The 19,488-nt window shown below is 56.8% G+C and carries 9 protein-coding genes; 5 read left to right on the top strand and 4 right to left on the bottom strand.

Going from position 1 to position 19,488, the window contains the following annotated elements:
- Window positions 1–115: 115 nt before the first annotated feature.
- From BLT47_RS00865 to valS, 3 genes are all read right to left on the bottom strand, one after another.
- Entirely contained in the window at window positions 116–1,933 is a 1,818-nt protein-coding gene (locus tag BLT47_RS00865) for an AMP-dependent synthetase/ligase (RefSeq protein ID WP_074660725.1), read from the bottom strand.
- A 383-nt stretch (window positions 1,934–2,316) separates the two neighbouring features.
- A complete protein-coding gene (locus BLT47_RS00860) occupies window positions 2,317–4,074 on the bottom strand; it encodes an AMP-dependent synthetase/ligase (RefSeq protein WP_083329975.1) in 1,758 nt (585 codons plus the stop codon).
- 1,147 nt (window positions 4,075–5,221) lie between these two features.
- On the bottom strand, window positions 5,222–7,918 hold the full coding sequence (gene valS / locus BLT47_RS00850) for a valine--tRNA ligase (protein ID WP_074660720.1): 2,697 nt from the start codon (window positions 7,916–7,918) through the stop codon (window positions 5,222–5,224).
- A gap of 344 nt (window positions 7,919–8,262) precedes the next feature.
- On the opposite strand from valS, the gene proC reads away from it, so the two are divergent.
- Window positions 8,263–9,105: a pyrroline-5-carboxylate reductase gene (gene proC / locus BLT47_RS00840; protein ID WP_231583022.1), complete on the top strand. Its 843-nt coding sequence runs from the start codon at window positions 8,263–8,265 to the stop codon at window positions 9,103–9,105.
- Between the two features lie 692 nt (window positions 9,106–9,797).
- Complete coding sequence (ileS, locus tag BLT47_RS00835) at window positions 9,798–13,019, top strand: isoleucine--tRNA ligase (protein ID WP_256332486.1); 3,222 nt, start codon at window positions 9,798–9,800, stop codon at window positions 13,017–13,019.
- A gap of 197 nt (window positions 13,020–13,216) precedes the next feature.
- Here the strand turns inward: ileS and BLT47_RS00830 are convergent, their stop codons facing one another.
- Complete coding sequence (locus tag BLT47_RS00830) at window positions 13,217–15,289, bottom strand: HAD family acid phosphatase (protein ID WP_143021728.1); 2,073 nt, start codon at window positions 15,287–15,289, stop codon at window positions 13,217–13,219.
- 900 nt (window positions 15,290–16,189) lie between these two features.
- On the opposite strand from BLT47_RS00830, the gene BLT47_RS00820 reads away from it, so the two are divergent.
- From BLT47_RS00820 to deoC, 3 genes are all read left to right on the top strand, one after another.
- Window positions 16,190–17,515: a thymidine phosphorylase gene (locus tag BLT47_RS00820; RefSeq protein ID WP_074660710.1), complete on the top strand. Its 1,326-nt coding sequence runs from the start codon at window positions 16,190–16,192 to the stop codon at window positions 17,513–17,515.
- A 272-nt stretch (window positions 17,516–17,787) separates the two neighbouring features.
- A complete protein-coding gene (gene deoD, locus BLT47_RS00815; RefSeq protein WP_065414641.1) occupies window positions 17,788–18,516 on the top strand; it encodes a purine-nucleoside phosphorylase in 729 nt (242 codons plus the stop codon).
- Window positions 18,517–18,824: 308 nt separating this feature from the next.
- Complete coding sequence (gene deoC, locus BLT47_RS00810; protein ID WP_065414660.1) at window positions 18,825–19,451, top strand: deoxyribose-phosphate aldolase; 627 nt, start codon at window positions 18,825–18,827, stop codon at window positions 19,449–19,451.
- Window positions 19,452–19,488 lie beyond the last annotated feature (37 nt).

Below are 19,488 nucleotides of genomic sequence, written 5' to 3'. Positions count from 1 at the left end.
ACAGAAAGCCCAACCCTCACTCGGGGCGCGGTAGTGCGCTGAACTGACATGCATATACCAGAGCGGCCCGCGCGTAAAGATGACGCGCGGGCCGCCTAGTCTGCATCTTTCCTCTTTACTTTTGTGGCTCGGTGCCGTAGATCTGCTCGTCGATAACATTCGCGAAATCGCGGAGCACGAGCGCACGCTTCACCTTCAAAGAAGCCGTGAGATACCCATTTTGTACCGTGAAGTCGGTAGGCAGGATAACGAACTTGCGGATAGATTCTGCCCGGGAAACATGCTGGTTGGCGCGCCTGACCGCGCGGTCAATCGCGTCAATAATCTCGGGGTCTTGAGCTGCTTCAACAACTGACTTCGATTCCAGTCCTTTGTTCTTCAGCCACACCGGCAGCATCTCCGCGTCGAGCGTGATTAAAGCGCCAATAAATGGTTTCTCATCGCCCACAACCACCACTTGAGAAATTAGCGGATAGCCGCGCAGGCGGTCCTCCAGAGCGGCCGGAGCCACATTCTTCCCACCGGCAGTAACAATCAGCTCTTTCTTGCGGCCGGTGATCCACACGTATCCGTCCGAGTCGATATGTCCCACATCGCCGGTGCGGAACCAGCCGTCCGCGGTGAGAGATTCCGCGGTAGATTCGTCGTCGTTATTGTAACCAACAAAAACGTGATCACCCTTGGCAAGGATTTCGTTGTCTTCCGCGATAGCGACGTGGCACCCCGGATAGGCCGGACCCACGGAACCGATCTTTTGGTGGCCAATGCGGTTAACCGCGGTGGGGGCGGAAGTTTCGGTGGCACCGTAACCTTCGAGCACGAGGATGCCAATTCCGCGGAAAAAGTGGCCGAGCCGCTCACCGAGCGGGGCACCCCCAGAAATCGCGTAAGAAATATGGCCGCCGAGTTTAGCGCGAATTTTGCGGTAGACGAGCCGTTCGCCCAAGGCGTGGGCAGCACGCAAAGCTGCTGAGGGGCCGGCGTCTGTGTCCTGCGCGCGCGAATAAGCAATGGCTACCTTGGCGTAATAACGGAAGATCTTTTGCTGTGGGCCGGAAGCCTGTGCGTCTGCCGCGTTATAAATCTTTTCGAAAACGCGTGGCACGGCCAATACATATTCCGGTTTGAAAGACTGTAGGTCCGCGACGAGGTTTTTCGTATCGGGCGAATAGGCAATTTCGCCACCCTGGTAGAGCGCTACCAGATTGATGAAACGTGCGAAAGAATGCGCCATGGGTAGGAATAGAATGGTTCGCTTTCCGATCAGGATCGGGGCGAGGCATTCGTCGAGGGGCCCGTTCATTGCCACGTGAAGAAGGTTGCGATGCGTAAGCTTTACCCCTCTCGGCTTTCCGGTGGTGCCGGAAGTGTAAATAATCGTGGCTAGATCGTCTGCGCGAATCGCGTCGGTGCGCCGGTCGATTTCGGCGTCGAGATCTACGGAACCGGTGGCTGAAATCTTAGTGAGATCGTCGTTTTCAATAACGTAAATGTTTTTGAAGTGCGCGAACTCGTCGAGCATAGGTGCGAGGGTGGCGCGCATTTGTTCATTTTCGACGACGCCGAAGGTGCAGGCCGCATCTTCAATGATCCAGCGCGCTTGGTCTGTAGAATCGGTTTCATAGATTGGGATGGCTTGGGCGCCGATGGACCACAGGGCGAAATCAACGAGCGTGAACTCGTAACGCGTGTGGGACATGAGCGCCACGTGATCGCCCGGTTGTACGCCCATGGCAATGAACCCTCGGGCTAGGGCGCGATAAGCGGATTCAAACGTGCGCCAAGTAATCGATGCCCAGCCCGCATAAGACCTGACCGCGATTGCCTTCCGATCCGGCTGTTCGCGCGCAATATTACGGAAAAGCCAAGGAATGCTCATCTCCTCGGTAATGTGGATCTTTCCCGGCGTGAAGCTTTCAGGGCGGTCCGCCATATTCCCTCCAGATTTTACTCTAACTCAAATTAACCTACGGTTCCGTAACTAAGGTAACCGCTTGCGCGACCCGAGGTAGTGAAGATTTGATAAAAAATGCGTATATTCACATTTGGTCTTGCGTCTTCCGGCTCGATCCTGCACCACCAAACCTAAACCCAGAGACACCAATTCCGCGGTTTGTGCCGGGGCTGGCGCAGTTTGGTGCGGCTGGGTATGAACCTAAACCGCGGAATTAGTATCCCAGAGCGATGCTCAGGCACCAATTCCGCGGTTTGTGCGCAAGCGAACTTGGTTTGGTGCCGTTGAGTGTAGACGCAAACCGCGGAATTAGTAATCCAGAACGGCGCTCGGGGACCAATTCCGCGGTTTGTGCTCGGGCCTTATTTCCCGCCGTAAATCTCGTTTTCGATCACGTCCGCAAAGTCGCGTAATACCAGCTCTCGCTTGACCTTTAACGCAGGGGAGAGGTATCCGTTTTGGGGCGTGAAATCTGTGCTAAGAATCGTGAATTTCCGGATTGATTCGGCGCGCGAAACCGCGGAATTAGCACGTTGTATGGCGCGGTCTACAGCGGCCCGCACTTGCGGGTTTTCGGCCGCCTGTGCGAGCGACATCGGTGGCAAATTCTTGTTCTCTAGCCAGATCGGGAGCATATCGCGATCTAAGGTTATTAAAGCGCCAATAAAAGGCTTATTATCGCCCACTACTACTGCTTCCGAAATTAGTGGATGCGAACGCAGGCGATCTTCTAGCACCGCAGGGGAAACATTCTTCCCACCCGCGGTCACAATCAGTTGCTTAATTCGCCCGGTAACGTAGATGAAACCATCTTCGTCAATGCGTCCCAAATCACCGGTCTTATACCAGCCATCTTCCGTGAAGGCTGCGGCCGTGGCCTCCGGGTCATTCCAATATCCATCGAAGATGTGGTCACCTTTGGCCAGGATTTCGCCGTCGTCGGAAATCACCGCGCGTGTACCCGGATACGCCGGACCCACGGAACCAACTCGCATCCGCCCCGGCTGATTTACCGATATTGGCGCACATGTTTCTGTAGCTCCGTAACCTTCATAGATGGTAATGCCAACGCCGCGGAAGAAATGTGTTATCCGTTCGGAAAGTGGCGCTCCGCCAGACACCGTATGAGTGAGCTTGCCGCCCATCGCTGCCCGAATCTTCGAATAAACGAGCTTGTCGCCAACGGCGTGTGCCGCACGCAGGCCAGCGCGCGGTCCTTCCGGGGTCTCCAAAGCGCGTGAATACTCGATCGCTACCTTGGCGTAGTAGCGGAAAATCTTCTGCTTTGTGCCCGAATAGCGCGTGTCCAAAGAATTATAGACCTTTTCAAAAACCCGCGGCACGGCGAGTAAAAATCCTGGTTTGAAACTCTGGAAAGAGGAAACTAGATTCTTCGTATCCGGCTCATATGCAATGGGAACCGAATGATAAAGCGTCCCCACATTGATGAATCGCGCGAAAACATGCGCTAAGGGCAAGAATAGTAGCGTGCGCTTATTGGGGAAGAACATTTCCCGCATATTGTTATTCAGGGGTCCGTTAATTGCCTGGTGAAGCAGGTTCCGATGAGTGATGCGAGCGCCCTTTGGCCGCCCGGTCGTACCCGAAGTGTAAATAATCGTTGCTAAATCCGAAGCCCGCAAAGCGTCGATTCGTGCGTCCAACTCAAGATCCAAATCCCAAGAACCGAGCCGGATAATTCGAGTAAGATCGTCGGCCTCAATCACGTAGATTTCCCGTAGCGGGCCGGTAGTCGTCAACGGCGCTAGCATTCCGCGCATCTGTTCGTTTTCGACGACGGCGACCGCACAGCCCGAGTTTTCAATGATCCACGTTGCCTGCTCGGCAGAATCGGTCTCATAAATCGGGACGGAGACCGCGCCGATGGACCACAAAGCAGCGTCGAGCAAGGTGAATTCGTATCGGGTATGGCTCATAATGGCCACCTTGTCTCCCGGCTCGATCCCATCCGCAATAAATCCGCGCGCCAAAGCCCGGTACTCCTGTTCAAAAGCCCGCCAAGTAATCATGGCCCAGGTTCCGTACTCGGTTTTTCGGCCGATAATTTCTTGATCGGGCATATTTCGGGCATTATTACGCAGCGCCCGCGGGATAGACATCTCCTCGGTTACTTCCACCGCACCCGGGGTAAAACTCACGGGATTTCCGTGCCGTGTTGCCTTCTCGTAGCGGATAGGAGCGGAATGCCGAGTTGTGCCCGACGCCGTTGCGGCCGAGTTCTGCTGAGCGCTCTCGGTTGTGTGGGCACCGGCTGTTTTGTTGGTGGTCGCTTCAATGCCGGCAGGTTCTGCATTAGTCGGCTTCGTGCTGGCCGGCTCGGTGAGGGGCGGCGCGTTGTGAAGCGGCTTAGAATTAGACGTTTCATGATCATTTGGCACATTTCGGGTCGGCTCGTTTTGCGCCGACGCACGGGTGGCCCGATTGGTGTTGGTGATAGACACTGAATCAGCATTTTCGGCAGCATCTACATTGACGCTGCTCTGCGATGTGTGCTCGGTTCGATCGTACAAGCTCACATGTCCCTCCGTTCAAGACACCGTAACTCTAGCGGAGGTCAACGGTGTGCACATAAAACTCAGATAATTCTTCTGCGAGTGGAGACGGAAAACAGCGGAGCGGAGAAAACACGCGGAGCCGGAAAAATACAGTGGAGCCGGAAAATAGCGGCGCCGGAAAATACAGCAGAGCGGAGAAAACACGCGGAGCCGGAAAACCGCGGAGCGGAGAAAACACAGACACCTGGGCGGGCGTTACTAGCGCATCCATTGGTGGACAGTGCATCTAGTAGTGAAGTAGCGCATCCAATAATGGAGCCGGTCAAGGAATCTAGTGCATTGGGCGGAGGAAGTAATCGAGGAATTAGGGGGAAATAATCGCGGAATTAGTAGTGACGCGTGCAGCTGGTGCAAACCACCCAAAGGGGAACGAAAGGGTCCGGTGCGGGAATTCGAGAATTTGAATTCCCGCACCGGACCCGGTTATTAGCTAGGTCTAGGCGGATGTCCGAAAGCCTAGGAGCTTCCGGGGAGTTTCCCCAGCGGAGTCTCCATAGGAGCCCCTAGTAGGAGCATCCTGCGTGGAAACCCCAGTAACAAAGCCCTAGCGCGACATTCTGTTCGGAAGCTCTAACAGAAATCCTGGGCGCAGCTTCCTGCTTGGTTTTCCTTACAGGAACGCAAAGGCTTGGAAGTCCTAAGCAGAATTCCAAGGGGAAACCAATAGCCACAACCTCGCCATAGCACTAGGCTATTTTTTCTTCTTTTCCTTGGGCTGTGGCGGATCGAGTCGCGATGCTTCGGCGTCCGCTGCCAGTTGCGATGTTTCTAGCTGACCCGCCTGGAACATGAGGTCCCCGCGCACATGCGCGGCCCCAACCAGATCCGGGCGCACCTGTTCGAGCGCGTCCTCCAAGCCTGGCACTGCGTTACTGTAGATCAGCACCGCATGTTCAAAGGTGGTACGTTGCGAAACCTTCGCGGCCGTCTTCAGGCCGCGCAAGGCCGCCAGGGCCTCGCCGGCAATTGCCAGAAGATCGGCGTCGCCCCCAGCGGCCGCCGTGCGGATTGGTTCGGAAACTGGCCAATCAGCGCGGTGCACGGAACCGGTGCGATACCAGCTCCACACTTCCTCGGTGGCGTAGGGGATGAACGGCGCAAGTAAACGCACGAAAGTATCGACGCCGATGCCGAGGGTGACGCGTGCCGATTCTGCTCCCGTGCTTTCGCCGTAAGCTCGATCCTTTACCAGCTCCAGGTAGTCGTCGCAGAATTCCCAGAACGCGGATTCGGTGACTTCGAGCGCTCGCGCGTGATCATATTCGTCGAAAGCCGTCGTCGCCGTATCCACCACATTTGCCAACTTGGCCAGGAAAGCGCGGTCGAGCGGTGTCGTAACTTTAGACAAATCGAGGTCAATCTGCGGCCCGCGACCGGTGCTATCCGGCCGCCCAAAAACGCCGAAAGCAAACTTCGAGGCGTTTAGCACCTTCAGCGCCAGGCGGCGGCCCACCTTCATTTGCTGTTCGTCATAAGCGGCGTCGGTTCCCAAACGCGCAGCGGCGGCCCAGTAACGCACCGCGTCGGCCCCGTACTTTTCGAGCAAAGCCATCGGGGTAACCACGTTACCCTTCGACTTCGACATCTTCTTGTGATCGGGGTCCAGGATCCACCCAGAAATCGCGGCGTGCTCCCACGGGTTTTCCCCAAATTCAAGATGCGCGCGCACCATCGAGGAGAACAGCCAGGTGCGGATAATGTCCTGCCCCTGCGGGCGAACATCCATCGGATACACCTTATTGAACAGTTCTTCGTCGGTAAGCCACCCGGAGGCGATCTGCGCGGTAAGTGAGGAAGTGGCCCACGTGTCCATAATGTCCACTTCGGCCGCAAAGCCGCCCGGCTTCCCGCGCTGTTCCGCGGTATAACCGGCTGGCACGTCCACCGTGGGATCAATCGGCAAAACGGCCTCATCCGGCACCAAAACCTCGTCATAAAGGGTTTCGCCATTTTCGGAGATCCGGTACCAAACCGGGATCGGTACGCCGAAGAAACGCTGGCGGGAAATTAGCCAGTCAGTGTTCAGGCCCTCCACCCAGTTTTGGTAGCGCACGGACATAAACTCCGGGTGGAACTGCAGCTTTTTGCCTGCGGCAAGCATATTTTCACGCAGTTCCTTGCCATTGCTTTCCACGTAGGAGCGGCCGCCGTTGCGGATGTACCACTGGCGCGAAGTGACGATTTCGAGCGGCTTATCGCCCTTTTCGAAGAAGTTCGTCATACGCTTGGTGGGCTTTGGTTCACCTTGCATTTCGCCGCTGGCCTGCGCGGCTTCCACTACGATCTGACGAGCGGAGAAAGGGGTCTTTCCGGCCATATTTGCGTAAACCTCGCGACCATGCGCATCGGTAATCCACTCGGGGGTATCGCGAATAATACGGCCGTCCTTGCCGAGGATGGCACGGGTAGGTAGGTCTAGCTCACGCCACCAGGTTACGTCGGTGACGTCACCGAAAGTACAGCACATCGCAATGCCGGCGCCCTTATCCATTTCCGCATCGCGGTGGGCAAGGACGGGCACTTCCATGCCGAAGATCGGGGTCTTCACGGTGGTGCCAAACAGGTGTTGATAACGTTCATCATCCGGGTGGGCGATGAGCGCCACGCAAGCCGGAAGCAGTTCCGGACGCGTCGTTTCAATTGCTACATCTTCACTTTCCCCGTGGAAGAGGAGCGTGTGGTAGGCGCCGTCGTACTCCCGGGCCTCCAACTCTGCCTGCGCGACCGCAGTTTGGAAAGTAACATCCCATAAGCCAGGCGCTGCCGCCTGGTAGGCCTCGCCGCGCGCAAGGTTACGCAAGAACGCGGTTTGGGCTACCTTTTGGGCCTTATTACCGATTGTCTGATAATGCTGTTCCCAATCGATGGAGAGGCCGAGGTAACGCCACAGTGCCTCGAATTGCTTTTCGTCGTCAGCGGTAAGTTTCCAACACAGTTCGATGAAGTTACGCCGCGAAACCGGTACCTGATCGCGGTACTTAATTGATTTGCCGTCGCCGCCTTCGTGCGGGGGCGTGAAATCAGGATCATAAGGAAGGGTCGGATCACACCGGACGCCGTAGTAGTTCTGCACCCGCCGCTCGGTAGGCAATCCGTTATCGTCCCAGCCCATCGGGTAGAACACGGCCTTGCCACGCATCCGCTGGTAGCGGGCCATCGTATCGGTATGCGTGTAAGAAAACACGTGCCCGATGTGGAGGCTGCCGGAAACGGTGGGCGGCGGGGTGTCAATCGAGTAGACGTCGGCGCGCTCGGCGCTCCGGTCGAACTTATAAGTTTCGTTCTCATCCCAGGCCTTACCCCATTTCTGTTCGAGGCCTTCGAGATTCGCGCGGTCCGGTACCTCCGTGTGATCGAGGAGTACGGACGGTTGGGTGAATTTAGTCATGGGCTCATTCTGTCACGCTGGCGCGGCGGCACGCCGTGGGTGTGGTAAGTATGACGGCCTGGCGGGTTTTTACCAATTCCGCGGTTTGTGTTGGCTCCAATTCCGCGGTTTGTGTTGGCTCCAATTCCGCGGTTTGTGCGTTCCTACTAATTCTGGGGTTTCTGTGTTGCCGCTGGTTGCACAGTTTGTGCGTTCCTACTAATTCCGAGGTTTCTGTGTTCCTGCTAATTCCGCGGTTTCGGCAAGTTTTTAGCAGCAGGGCCGCGTTCTTAGCAGCGGGGCCCCGCGTCGCCAAAATCCGGCTGCGGGCCAAACTCTGAGCTAAGCCGCCACTCCCAGTAAGGTTGACGGGAAGAGTTTTCGCAGAAATCACGGAAAGAGTAGCCATGATTGGTTTTATCGGAATTGGCAATCTTGGTGGGGCTTTGGCCCGTGGCCTTATCGCGGCGGGCACGGATCCACAGCGCCTAGTCGTCGCCGCCGGCAAGCCCGCGCACGCGCGTACGTTCGCAGCGGAAACCGGGGTGAACGTTGCCGCTTCTAACGCGGAATTAGTGGCGCAAGCCGGGCGCGGCGCAATCATCGTTCTTGCCGTAAAGCCGCAGATTATTGGCGCGGTTTTAGAAGAAATCCGGGCGGAAGCAAGCCGGCAACAAAGCGTAATTGTTTCGGTCGCAGCTGGGCGGGATCTGGGATTCTTGGCCTCGCATCTGGAAGCCGAACAAGCGATAGTGCGGACCATGCCAAATGTGTGCGCGGCAGTCGGCGAGTCGATGACGGGAATTGCGCGCAACGAATTTGTGAGCGATACACAGCTCGCCCAGGTACGCGAGATTTTTGCGGCGGTGGGTCAAGTTGAAGATATTGACGAAGACCATTTTGGGGTCTTTTCCGCGCTCGCGGGTTGTTCACCCGCCTACGTTTTTACCTTTATTGACGCCCTTGCCAGGGCGGGGGTAAAAAATGGCCTGTCCAAGCAACTTTCGAGCCGGATAGCTGCGCAGGCGATGCTGGGGGCGGCGCGAATGGCACTGGAGTCCGATCTGTCTGCGGCCGACCTTGCTGATCTGGTGCAATCGCCCGGCGGGACCACCGTGGCCGGGGTAGTGGAGCTCGAACAACGTGGTTTTGGGGCGGCTATCGTGGCCGGCGCCCAAGCTTCCATAGATAAAGACCGAAGCATGTAACGGCGTACAATTTATTCTTTGTTGCGGGTACGGCGCTGAGAATTGTGGGTACGACGCCGCCGCACAAATCGCGGAATTGGTAGCAACCTCAGCTCGTTTGGCACCAATTCCGCGGTTTGAGCGAACAGTATTGCCATTATCTACGCATCCGGGCCGTGCTTGTACCGCAAGAATCGCGGAATTGGTGGCGACCTAAATCGCGGAATTGGTGGCGACCTAAATCGCGGAATTAGTTCGCGCGCACAAACCGCGGAATTAGTTCGCGCTGGGTTTTCCGCACCTGAAGAATTCGTACCCGTACACAAATCGCGGATTTAGTCGTGCCGGGGGAGCGTGGCGGACGTCAATGTGCATTACCGCAAACGCGCGGTACAATAAGCGGCGTTGGCTTTGACCCGGCTGTCGATCCGTTCCCACGCGGTTGCTTGCGGAGCGAATTGCAGGTATCACCGGCGAGCTTTCTGGAAGAACGGAATTGTACGGTCCTCCTTCGCTGTTCTTGTGTGCACGAATCGCGAACCGGGCGCCGTCGTTCTTATTAGACCCGGAACGGAAGGGCCCGTTATCGCCCCAAATAAGCGGCGTACGCATAGTTGGTAGCGGCTGGCGTTACGCAAAAGAGGTGGTACCGCGGGTGCCGGGAAACCGGGCTCGTCCTCAACAGTATTGATGAGCGAGTTGAGGAGAAGCACGTGAAGTACCCGCTTCACCGCGAAGGCGGCGTTAAAGCCAGCCCGAATTTCCCCGAACTGGAGGAGCAGACTCTCGCGTTCTGGAAAGAAGATAAAACTTTCCGAGCGTCAGTAGACCAGCGTCCTTCTGGGGACCACGGTTCGAATGAATTCGTATTTTATGATGGCCCGCCTTTCGCAAACGGGTTGCCGCACTACGGGCATCTACTCACCGGTTACATTAAAGACGTGGTGGCCCGCTTCAAAACGATGGAAGGCCGGCATGTAGAACGCCGTTTCGGCTGGGACACCCACGGGCTTCCTGCCGAGTTAGAAGCTATGCGCCAGCTCGGCATCGAAACCACCGATGAAATCCACGATATGGGCATCGCGAAGTTCAACGCCGAGTGCCGCACGTCCGTTTTGCGTTACACCCAGGAATGGGAAGACTACGTTACGCGGCAAGCCCGTTGGGTCGATTTTGAAAACGACTACAAGACGCTTGATACCCCGTATATGGAATCCGTAATGTGGGCGTTTAAGACCTTGTATGACAAGGGCCTGGCCTACGACGGATACCGGGTTTTGCCCTACTGCTGGCACGATGAAACACCGCTTTCAAACCATGAACTACGCATGGATGACGACGTCTACCAAGACCGTGAAGATCTCACCGTCACCGTGGGGTTGCGTCTCGAAACCGGTGAGCTCGCGCTGATCTGGACCACGACGCCGTGGACGCTTCCGTCCAACTTGGCGATCGCCGTGGGGCCGAATATCGAATACGTGGTGGTACGCCCCCGCGAAGGAGATTGGGCCGGCGAAAAGTTCGTGCTCGCCGCTGCCCGGCTCGAAGCATATAGCGCCGAGCTCGGCGAAGATCCAGAAATTGTGGAACGCCTTACCGGAGCCGATTTGGTGGGTCGTTCCTATGCGCCGATCTTCGACTACTTCCTGGACCGGCCCGCAGATGAGGCGCCCGGCCCGCAGGCCTACCACGTTATTGCTGGCGATTTCGTCACTACCGAAGATGGTACCGGGCTGGTCCATATTGCCCCGGCCTTTGGTGAAGACGATATGAACGTGTGTAACGAGGTGGGTATTCGCGCCGTCGTGCCCGTTGATGAAGGTGGCCGGTTCACCGCGGAAGTTTCCGACTACCAAGGTAAACAGGTATTTGATGCCAATAAGCTGGTGATTCACGATCTGGCCAATCCAGAAAGTGGGCCGCTGGGACGGCGCGAGCCGCACGACCGCTCCGTCCTCATCCAGGTGAAGAAATACGTGCACTCTTACCCGCACTGCTGGCGTTGCCGCAAACCCCTGATTTACAAGGCGGTTTCGTCCTGGTTTGTTAAGGTCACGGCTTTCCGGGATCGGATGGTGGAGCTCAACCAGCAGATCGATTGGACCCCGAGCCACATTAAGGACGGGATTTTCGGTAACTGGTTGTCTGGCGCGCGCGACTGGTCGATTTCGCGGAATCGGTATTGGGGTAGCCCGATCCCGGTGTGGCGTAGCGATGATCCGAATTATCCGCGCACCGACGTATACGGTTCCTTCGCGGAATTGGAACGCGATTTTGGCAGGTTGCCGCGCAATGAGAAGGGGGAAGTGGATCTGCATCGCCCGTATGTGGATGAACTAACCCGCCCAAATCCGGATGACCCGACCGGTAAGTCGACCATGCGGCGTATCCCTGACGTGCTGGATTGCTGGTTTGAATCCGGCTCCATGCCCTACGCCCAGGTGCACTATCCCTTCGAGAATAAAGAGTGGTTTGAAGATCACTATCCGGGGGATTTCATTACCGAATATATTGGGCAGACTCGCGGCTGGTTCTACACCATGCACGTGCTGGCCACCGCGCTCTTTGACCGCCCAGCCTTCCGGACCTGTATTTCGCACGGGATCGTGCTCGGTTCGGACGGGCAGAAGATGTCGAAGTCTTTGCGCAATTATCCGGACGTGTACGAAATGTTTGACGAGGTAGGCGCGGATGCAATGCGCTGGTTCCTCATGAGTTCAGCAGTGGTGCGCGGCGGCAATCTTGTGGTCACCGAGAAAGGCCTGCGCGATACCGTGCGCACCGTCCTGCTCCCCGTGTGGAACTCCTGGTATTTCTTCTCCCTATACGCAAATGCGTGTGACGGCGGGGAAGGGTACCGGGCTCGCACGGTTGGTGCCGATGATCTGGACCGACTCGACGTCATGGACCGCTACCTGTTGGCCTCGGTAAAGAATCTGGCTGATACCGTACGTAGTAATCTTGATGATTATGCGATTACGGATGCTTGCGAGGCAGTGGAAGCCTTCCTGGATTTGCTAACCAATTGGTATGTGCGGACCACGCGCGACCGGTTCTGGAATGAAGACGAAGCCGCTTTCGATACGCTGTACACCGCGCTAGAGGTACTCATGCGCGTTATGGCGCCGCTTGCCCCGCTGGTTACGGAGGAAATCTGGAAGGGCCTGACGGGCGGACGTTCGGTCCATCTGGAAGATTGGCCCGAACTGCCGGAGGCGTGGGCGGACGAATCTTTGCGCACAGCCATGGATGAGGTGCGGGAAGTTGTTTCTGCCGCCCATTCTTTGCGCAAGACCCATTCCCTGCGGGTACGTCAACCTTTGCGCCGAATGACGATTGTGACGGCTAAGCCCCTGGCACCCTTCACGGATCTCATCGCAGCGGAGGTGAACGTCAAGGAGGTCGAACTCAAGGACGCCGAGCATTCAGGGATGCAGATTGTGCAGGAACTCGCGGTTCTACCGCGCGAACTGGATCAAGATACGCGCAAACTTACCAGTCAGCTGTTTAAGGCAGCGCGGGAAGGCGCCTGGGATCTAGGCGACGACGGCGTAGCCGTCTTGCATCTAGATGGCCAGGATGTGCAACTTGCGCCCGGCCAGTTCACGGTGACCGTCCGGGTAGAAGCGGAAGAAGGAACGGTGGCAGCCGCATTGCCTTCGGGATCCTTCGTGTCGCTCGATACCGAATTGGACGCCGAGCTCTTGGCAGAAGGCTATGCCCGTGATGTAGTGCGGGCGGTGCAAGATGCCCGCAAGGCAGCTGATTTCGAGGTTTCTGATCGGATTCGTTTGCGCCTGGAAGTGCCCGAAGAGCATGTGGCAGATGTGGAAACACATTTGGACATGATCAAGCACGAAACGCTCTCGGTAGAAGCGAGCGTGGCAGGCGGGGACGCAGAGAAAGGCATCGTGGCCCACGTGGCCCGAATCTAAACAAAACGATCTAGCCGGCCTTGAATATGACACTGGTCCGTGGCTACCTTTCGGGGTAGCCACGGACCAGTGTTATTTCCTGCCGGGATTAAAACCCAGCTAGCCAAATCCCTTTTATTCTTTGACGGTTTTAGTCTTTTACCATTTCCCCCTTACGTTTTCCCTTGCGATATATAGGTTTTGCCCTTACATTGCCCTTACGGCAAATAGTACGTAGGGTTCGGGATCTTATAAGCACTATCGGCATAGCCGCCGCGCAAATCAGAGTACTGATCGCCGAAGTTCGCCACGATCCGGTAGCCCAGATCGTTTTCCAAATGCCGCCGCGTGGAGCTCTTAAACTCAACCGTCGTGCACTTTTCCTTTTCGCAACTCACGTAGCTGGGGAGCTTTTCCCGCTTCGAGGAGGCTTTCAGGAAAAGCTGGGTAGGAGCCGGATAACCGGCCTCGCTAAGATTGCGCAACGTAACATCCCGGTAATCTTCACTGCGCCCGGTAAGCCCAATGAAATCGCACCCGCCCGCGCGTGCTTCTTGCACAACGTCAACCATTCCGGGCACGGCCGGCATGGAATGATAGTCAGTTTTCAGGTATTGCTCCTGGAAAGCCGGGGAGAAATTGAATTCCATGGTTTCTTCCATGTCATACATCCACAGGGCCGTATCGTCCATATCGAGCACAATTGCCGGCTTTTCCCCACGCGCGGCAGCCGCCGCACACTTGCCCCGCACGTCCTGTGCGGCCGCAGCATGCTTTGCCTTCGTTTCCCGAATGTAAGGAGAATCTTCCCGGTTAGCCACCATCTTTCCGGTGTCATCGCGGTGCGCAGCATAGTATTGCCGAATCGTCGCCTTGACCACGTCCACGTTCGGAATGCTGTCGCCGCGTACCCCCGCCGCTTTCCCGGTGGAACCGTCGGCAGCTACCGTGTAGGTCACGGTTGCCGGGTCCATGCCGGCGGCGTCGTCGTGCGCCTTGCTTTCGGCATCGAGGTTGGGGCTAGGCAAGTAGTAGGAAGGGTTGGGTAATTTGATCCAACTGTCTGCCCGGCCGCCTTGCAAATCCGACCATTGATCGCCAATATTGGCCACGATCCTATATCCACGCTCATCGCGCAAATATTCGCGGGTGCCCGCCTTGTATTGGACCGTCGTACACTTTCCGGCCTTGGTATCGCACCGGCCTTGCGCCACCAAATAATCTGGCAGGGGCGCTCCCACAACAAACTTGGTGAAGAACAAATCAGGCGTGAACAGAGGGTTACCCGCTGCATCAACGTAGCCAGCGACCCGTAAATTCTCTAACGTATGCGCTTTTTCGTTATCCTTACGCCCCGTCAGCCCAATAATCTCACACCCGGAAGCGCGCACTTCCTGCACCAACTGCACCATGCCGGGAGTAGCCGGAAGCATATGTTCCGCAAAATATGCATCCTGTTTAGCCTGGCTGAAGAAGAAGTGCATGTAAGAATCTTCCATGTCGTACGTCCACAGCGTCGTATCGTCGGTATCGAGTACGACGGCGGGACGCTCGCCCGCATTAACCGCAGCCTTGCACGCGGCCGCAATTTCCGGTGTCTTTTGCGCGGTCAGTGCCGTCATTTCGGAAATATACGGGGAGGAAGTTTTATTGGCGACGCCGTCCGCACCGGCCCCATAGTAGGCGCGGACGGTTTTCTTCATAATGTCCCAGTTGAGGATTTCGTCCCCGGCGAGGGTCTTCCCGGACGAGCCATCCGCTTGCAGAGTGTACGTACGGGGTACGGACATCCACGATTCATCTGCGGCAGGCCGATCGACCGGCGTGGCAGGAGCCGGATTAGCGCCGGGCTGTTGCGGGGAATCACCTTCCTTCCCAGTTTGGCCACCTACTGGCTTACCAGCAGGGTTGTCAGTTTGCGCGCCCGCTTGCACATCGGTTTGGCCACCAGTTTCCCCGCCGCCGGCCACCGGCCCGTTGTTGGGCGCCTTAGCGTCTGTTCCCGGAGCGGCTGCCGGCTGACTTTTGGCCGGTCCAGCGGGCTTGCTGGCCGGCGCCTTACCAGCTGCTTTATGCGCTTTGGAAGCGTCATAGTGGTAGCCGGCCGGGCAATCGCGTTGTGGTGCGTTGGCACTGGCATTCGCATCTGGCCCGGTGAAGGGGAGTAATGCCAGCAGGCAGGCTGCGCTCGCGGCCACTGCCGTTCGGCGTCGCCCCCGCACTGCGAGACCAACAGCAATGAGAACTACCGCAAGCAGAATCATGCCCAAGAGCAAAGGACCGCTCTGCACTAAATCTTTCACACAATAGCTTGGTACCAAGATATCTCCCTACTCGTCGTCGAGTGGAACCGCGGTTAGGCGGTTGTGGATAGAGGGATAGCGAGGCAGGAGCGTGGAAACATGTGGCCGTGCCCCGCCAAACCGCCAGCGTGAAAGATACGAATGGGTTTCCGCGCCTTCCCGCAGGTACGGCAAGGAAAACATTACTCGCCGAAAGCTAGAAAGGCAGGCAAAATTTCGCGACTTTTAAACGCAGTTTGAAATCGAACATTTCGCGCCACGAGAGTTTCGAAACATGTCGCGTTGCCGGCCATTCAAAAGTTCGCGCGCACAAATCGCGGAATTGGTAGGAAGCGCAAACCGCGGAATTAGTGGGAACGCAAGTTGCGGAATTGGTGGGAGGCGCAAACCGCGGAATTAGTGGGAACGCAAGTTGCGGAATTGGTGGGAGGCGCAAACCGCGGAATTAGTGGGAACGCAAGTTGCGGAATTGGTAGGAAGCGCAAACCGCGGAATTGGTAGGAAGCGCAAACCCCGGATTTAGTACGAACACAAACCGCGGAATTGGTAAAAGCCAAGGTGGGAACGTTTGCAAGGATTGGTTTTGACAATTGATATGCTCTGAAATACCATAAAAGCAAGGATTACGGGGAACGGCGAGTTTAGCTCACAGTTCGCACGAACCATGTATAGAGATATACCTCTACGTGCTCACCGTTCGGTTGAGCCCCCGGGGTGCGCGTAGAATGTACGTGTGCTTTCTCGAGTGCCAAGAACCGTTTTAGGGCCGCCCGGCGAACGGTGTTCGCAAATCGCCCATTCGCCTTTTCCGTGTATTCCGAGAGGGAAAGCCGCGCCGTTGCGCGCGGCACAACCTGCGCAATGAGGCGCGGAGAGGAAAAGAGTCAAATGGCTGAAAACCTGCACGCTGATTCCCGAGCCCAGAGTCCCCAAAGTTTTGCCGCCGTCGATATTATTCGGCAGAAACGGGATGGCGGCGAACTTAGCCCCTCCCAGATCGCATGGGTGATCGACGCATATACGCACGGGGCCATGGGCGATGAGCAAATGGCAGCGCTCGCCATGGCAATTTTCTTCCAGGGTATGAACCCGGAAGAGATCCAGAACTGGACGCAAGCCATGGTTGATTCCGGGGAAATAATGGACTTTTTCAATATTTCCCGCGCCACGGTCGATAAGCATTCCACGGGTGGGGTGGGCGATAAGATTAGCCTTCCGCTAGCTCCGCTGGTCGCTAGCTTTGGGGTAGCAGTGCCCATGCTTTCCGGGCGCGGGCTCGGGCACACCGGCGGCACTCTAGATAAGCTCGAATCAATTCCGGGCTGGCAGGCCGATGTCTCTCCAAATCGAGTAATTGAGATCCTGGAATCGGTGGGATGCATGATAGCCGCCGCAAGTGCGGAGTTAGCACCTGCGGATAAGAAGATTTATGCGCTGCGGGATATTACGGCAACAGTCGATAGTATCCCGCTTATTGCTTCTTCGATCATGTCGAAGAAGCTCGCGGAAGGTACTGCCGCCCTGGTCTTGGATGTGAAGGTCGGTAGCGGTGCTTTCATGAAGGACCTGGATAATGCCCGCAAACTTGCGGAAACCATGGTGCAAATGGGCAATCGCGCTGGCAGGCAGACCCGGGCTTTCCTCACGGACATGTCCACTCCACTCGGGCACAAGGTTGGAAATGCTTTAGAAGTTGCGGAGGCAGTGGAAGTCTTGGCGGGCGGCGGCCCGGCCGACGTCGTCGAACTTACGGTTACCCTCGCGAAAGAAATGTTAGAACTTGCGGGTGTGCGCGACGCCGATCCACAAGCCGCGCTCCGCGATGGCCGCGCCATGGACACTTGGAAACAAATGATCCGCGCCCAGGGCGGCGACCCTGATGCGCCGCTTCCACAAGCTCGCGAAACTCTGACGGTGAAAGCGCCGCGCGCGGGAATCATTTCGCGCCTCGACGCCCTCGATATTGGACTCGCCAGCTGGCAACTAGGTGCCGGCCGAGCGCGTAAGGAAGACGCCGTCCAAATGGGAGCCGGGGTCGAGATTCATGTGAATATCGGGGAGGAGGTTACTGCAGGGCAAAAACTCTTTACTTTGCACACGGATACGCCCGAAAAATTCGCTATCGCACAAACGCACGTGGAGCAGGCATGCAGCGTAGTAGATCCCGGCACACCGGTGCCCGAGCGCAAGATCGTGCTCGGCAAGATCATCTAACCGCGGCTGCCCGCAGAAAACACGCTCGCAAAAGGTTATGAAGCGTGAGGCGAATGCCGATCAAAAAGACTTGCCGCAAGTAGTCAATACTGCAAGCGGCGCAATGAGTGCATTGTACGCATTGCAACCGTTGGTAACCGTAAAAATTGACGCACATAGCCAATCGCCAGGCCGCACGGCAAAGACAGGCCGCAGGCAGACACCCAGCCGAAAGGTATGCAGCCAGCCGAAAGGCATGTACCCAGCTCGCAAGGTGGGTTAGAGAAAGGAATATGATGGCCAGGAAAGAAACTCCGCATATTAATCCGAATGGGGCGCCGATTGCGCAGACGGTGTTGCTCCCGGGTGATCCGTTACGGGCGAAGTTTGTGGCGGATAATTACTTGGATGATGTGGTGCAGTTTAATTCTGTGCGTAACATGCTCGGTTTTACGGGTACGTATCAGGGGCATGAGGTCTCGGTGATGGGGTCGGGGATGGGGATTCCCTCGATTTCTTTGTACGCCTGGGAGTTGATTCATGATTTTGGGGCGAAGCGGCTGATTCGGATTGGTTCGTGCGGGGCGATGCAGCCCTATATGCGGATGTTTGATGTGGTGGTGGCAATGAGTGCTTCTACTAATTCCGCGTTTTTGGACCAGTACCAGTTGCCGGGGACTTACGCGCCCACGGCTTCGTGGAAGCTGCTTTCGGCGTTGATGAAAGAGGCGGAGAAGCGTCCGGAAGTGACGGTGCATGTGGGTAATGTGCTTTCTTCTGATGTTTTCTACAACTTTGATCCGCAGGTGAGTGAGAAGTGGGCGCACATGGGTGTGCTTTCCACGGAGATGGAAACCGCGGGTCTGTATGCCACGGCGGCGGAAGCCGGTGTGGATGCCTTGGCGTTGTTTACGGTTTCTGATTCCTTGGTTTCGGGGGAGGAGACGACGGCGGAGCAGCGGCAGACTGCTTTTACGCAGATGATGGAGCTGGCCTTACCTCTGGCCGGATTGGACGCATAGCCAGCCGGCGGGAGCGCTGGGAGTAGTTCTCCTGCCCGAGGGGCTTGACAGCGAGAAATAATTGACCCGGCGGGAGCGCTGGGAGCAGTTAGGAACAGCAAGGAAGTGTGCGAGGCCCGCACCGCGGGGTGGATGCCGGCCGCACAAATCGCGGAATTAGGCGCAAACACAGGCCGCACAAATCGCGGAATTAGGCGCAAACACAGGCCGCACAAATCGCGGAATTGGTGTGCAGGGCGGGGCCGCGTGCAGAAGACGCAGGAAAGACTGAGGTACGGAAAGTGTTGAAACGGTACGATGTAGCGAAAATGATTGACCACACACTGCTCAAACCAGAAGCGACGGCGCAAGATGTGGACGCGCTTATCGCGGAAGCAGTGAAATTGGGGACGTATTCGATCTGTGTATCCCCCTCGATGCTTCCTTTGGAATTGCCAGAAGGGTTGCATCTAGCAGTGGTCTGCGGATTCCCTTCGGGCGCGCACCAGCCGGAAGTGAAGGCCGCGGAAGCGGCTTTAGCAGCTGCACAGGGGGCCGAAGAAATCGACATGGTAATTAATTTGGCGTACGCGAAAGCTGGCGAATATTCGAAAACGCAGGCGGAAATTGCCGCGGTGCGGCAAGCAGCACCGCACACCGTCCTAAAAGTAATCATCGAATCCGCAGCTCTCACTGATTCCGAGATTATTGCCGTCTGCCAAGCTGCCGAAGCTGCCGGAGCAGATTTCGTGAAGACCTCCACCGGATTCCATTCCGCCGGCGGGGCCTCGGTACACGCCGTCGAACTAATGAAGCAGACGGTCGGCGACAGATTGGAAGTGAAAGCTTCCGGCGGGATTCGTGATGCGAAAACAGCGGCGGCAATGATCGCGGCGGGCGCCACGCGCCTGGGACTGTCAGGATCAGCCAAGGTCTTGGAAGGATTCGCAGAATAATGAGCGAGGAAACAAGCGCAGGCGCCGCAACCGAAGC

Origin of the sequence: Actinobaculum suis (assembly GCF_900102025.1) — a bacterium.
GTDB lineage: Bacteria > Actinomycetota > Actinomycetes > Actinomycetales > Actinomycetaceae > Actinobaculum > Actinobaculum suis.
The sequence above is the reverse complement of the archived record's forward strand: the minus strand, read 5'-3'. Positions and strand labels throughout refer to the sequence as shown.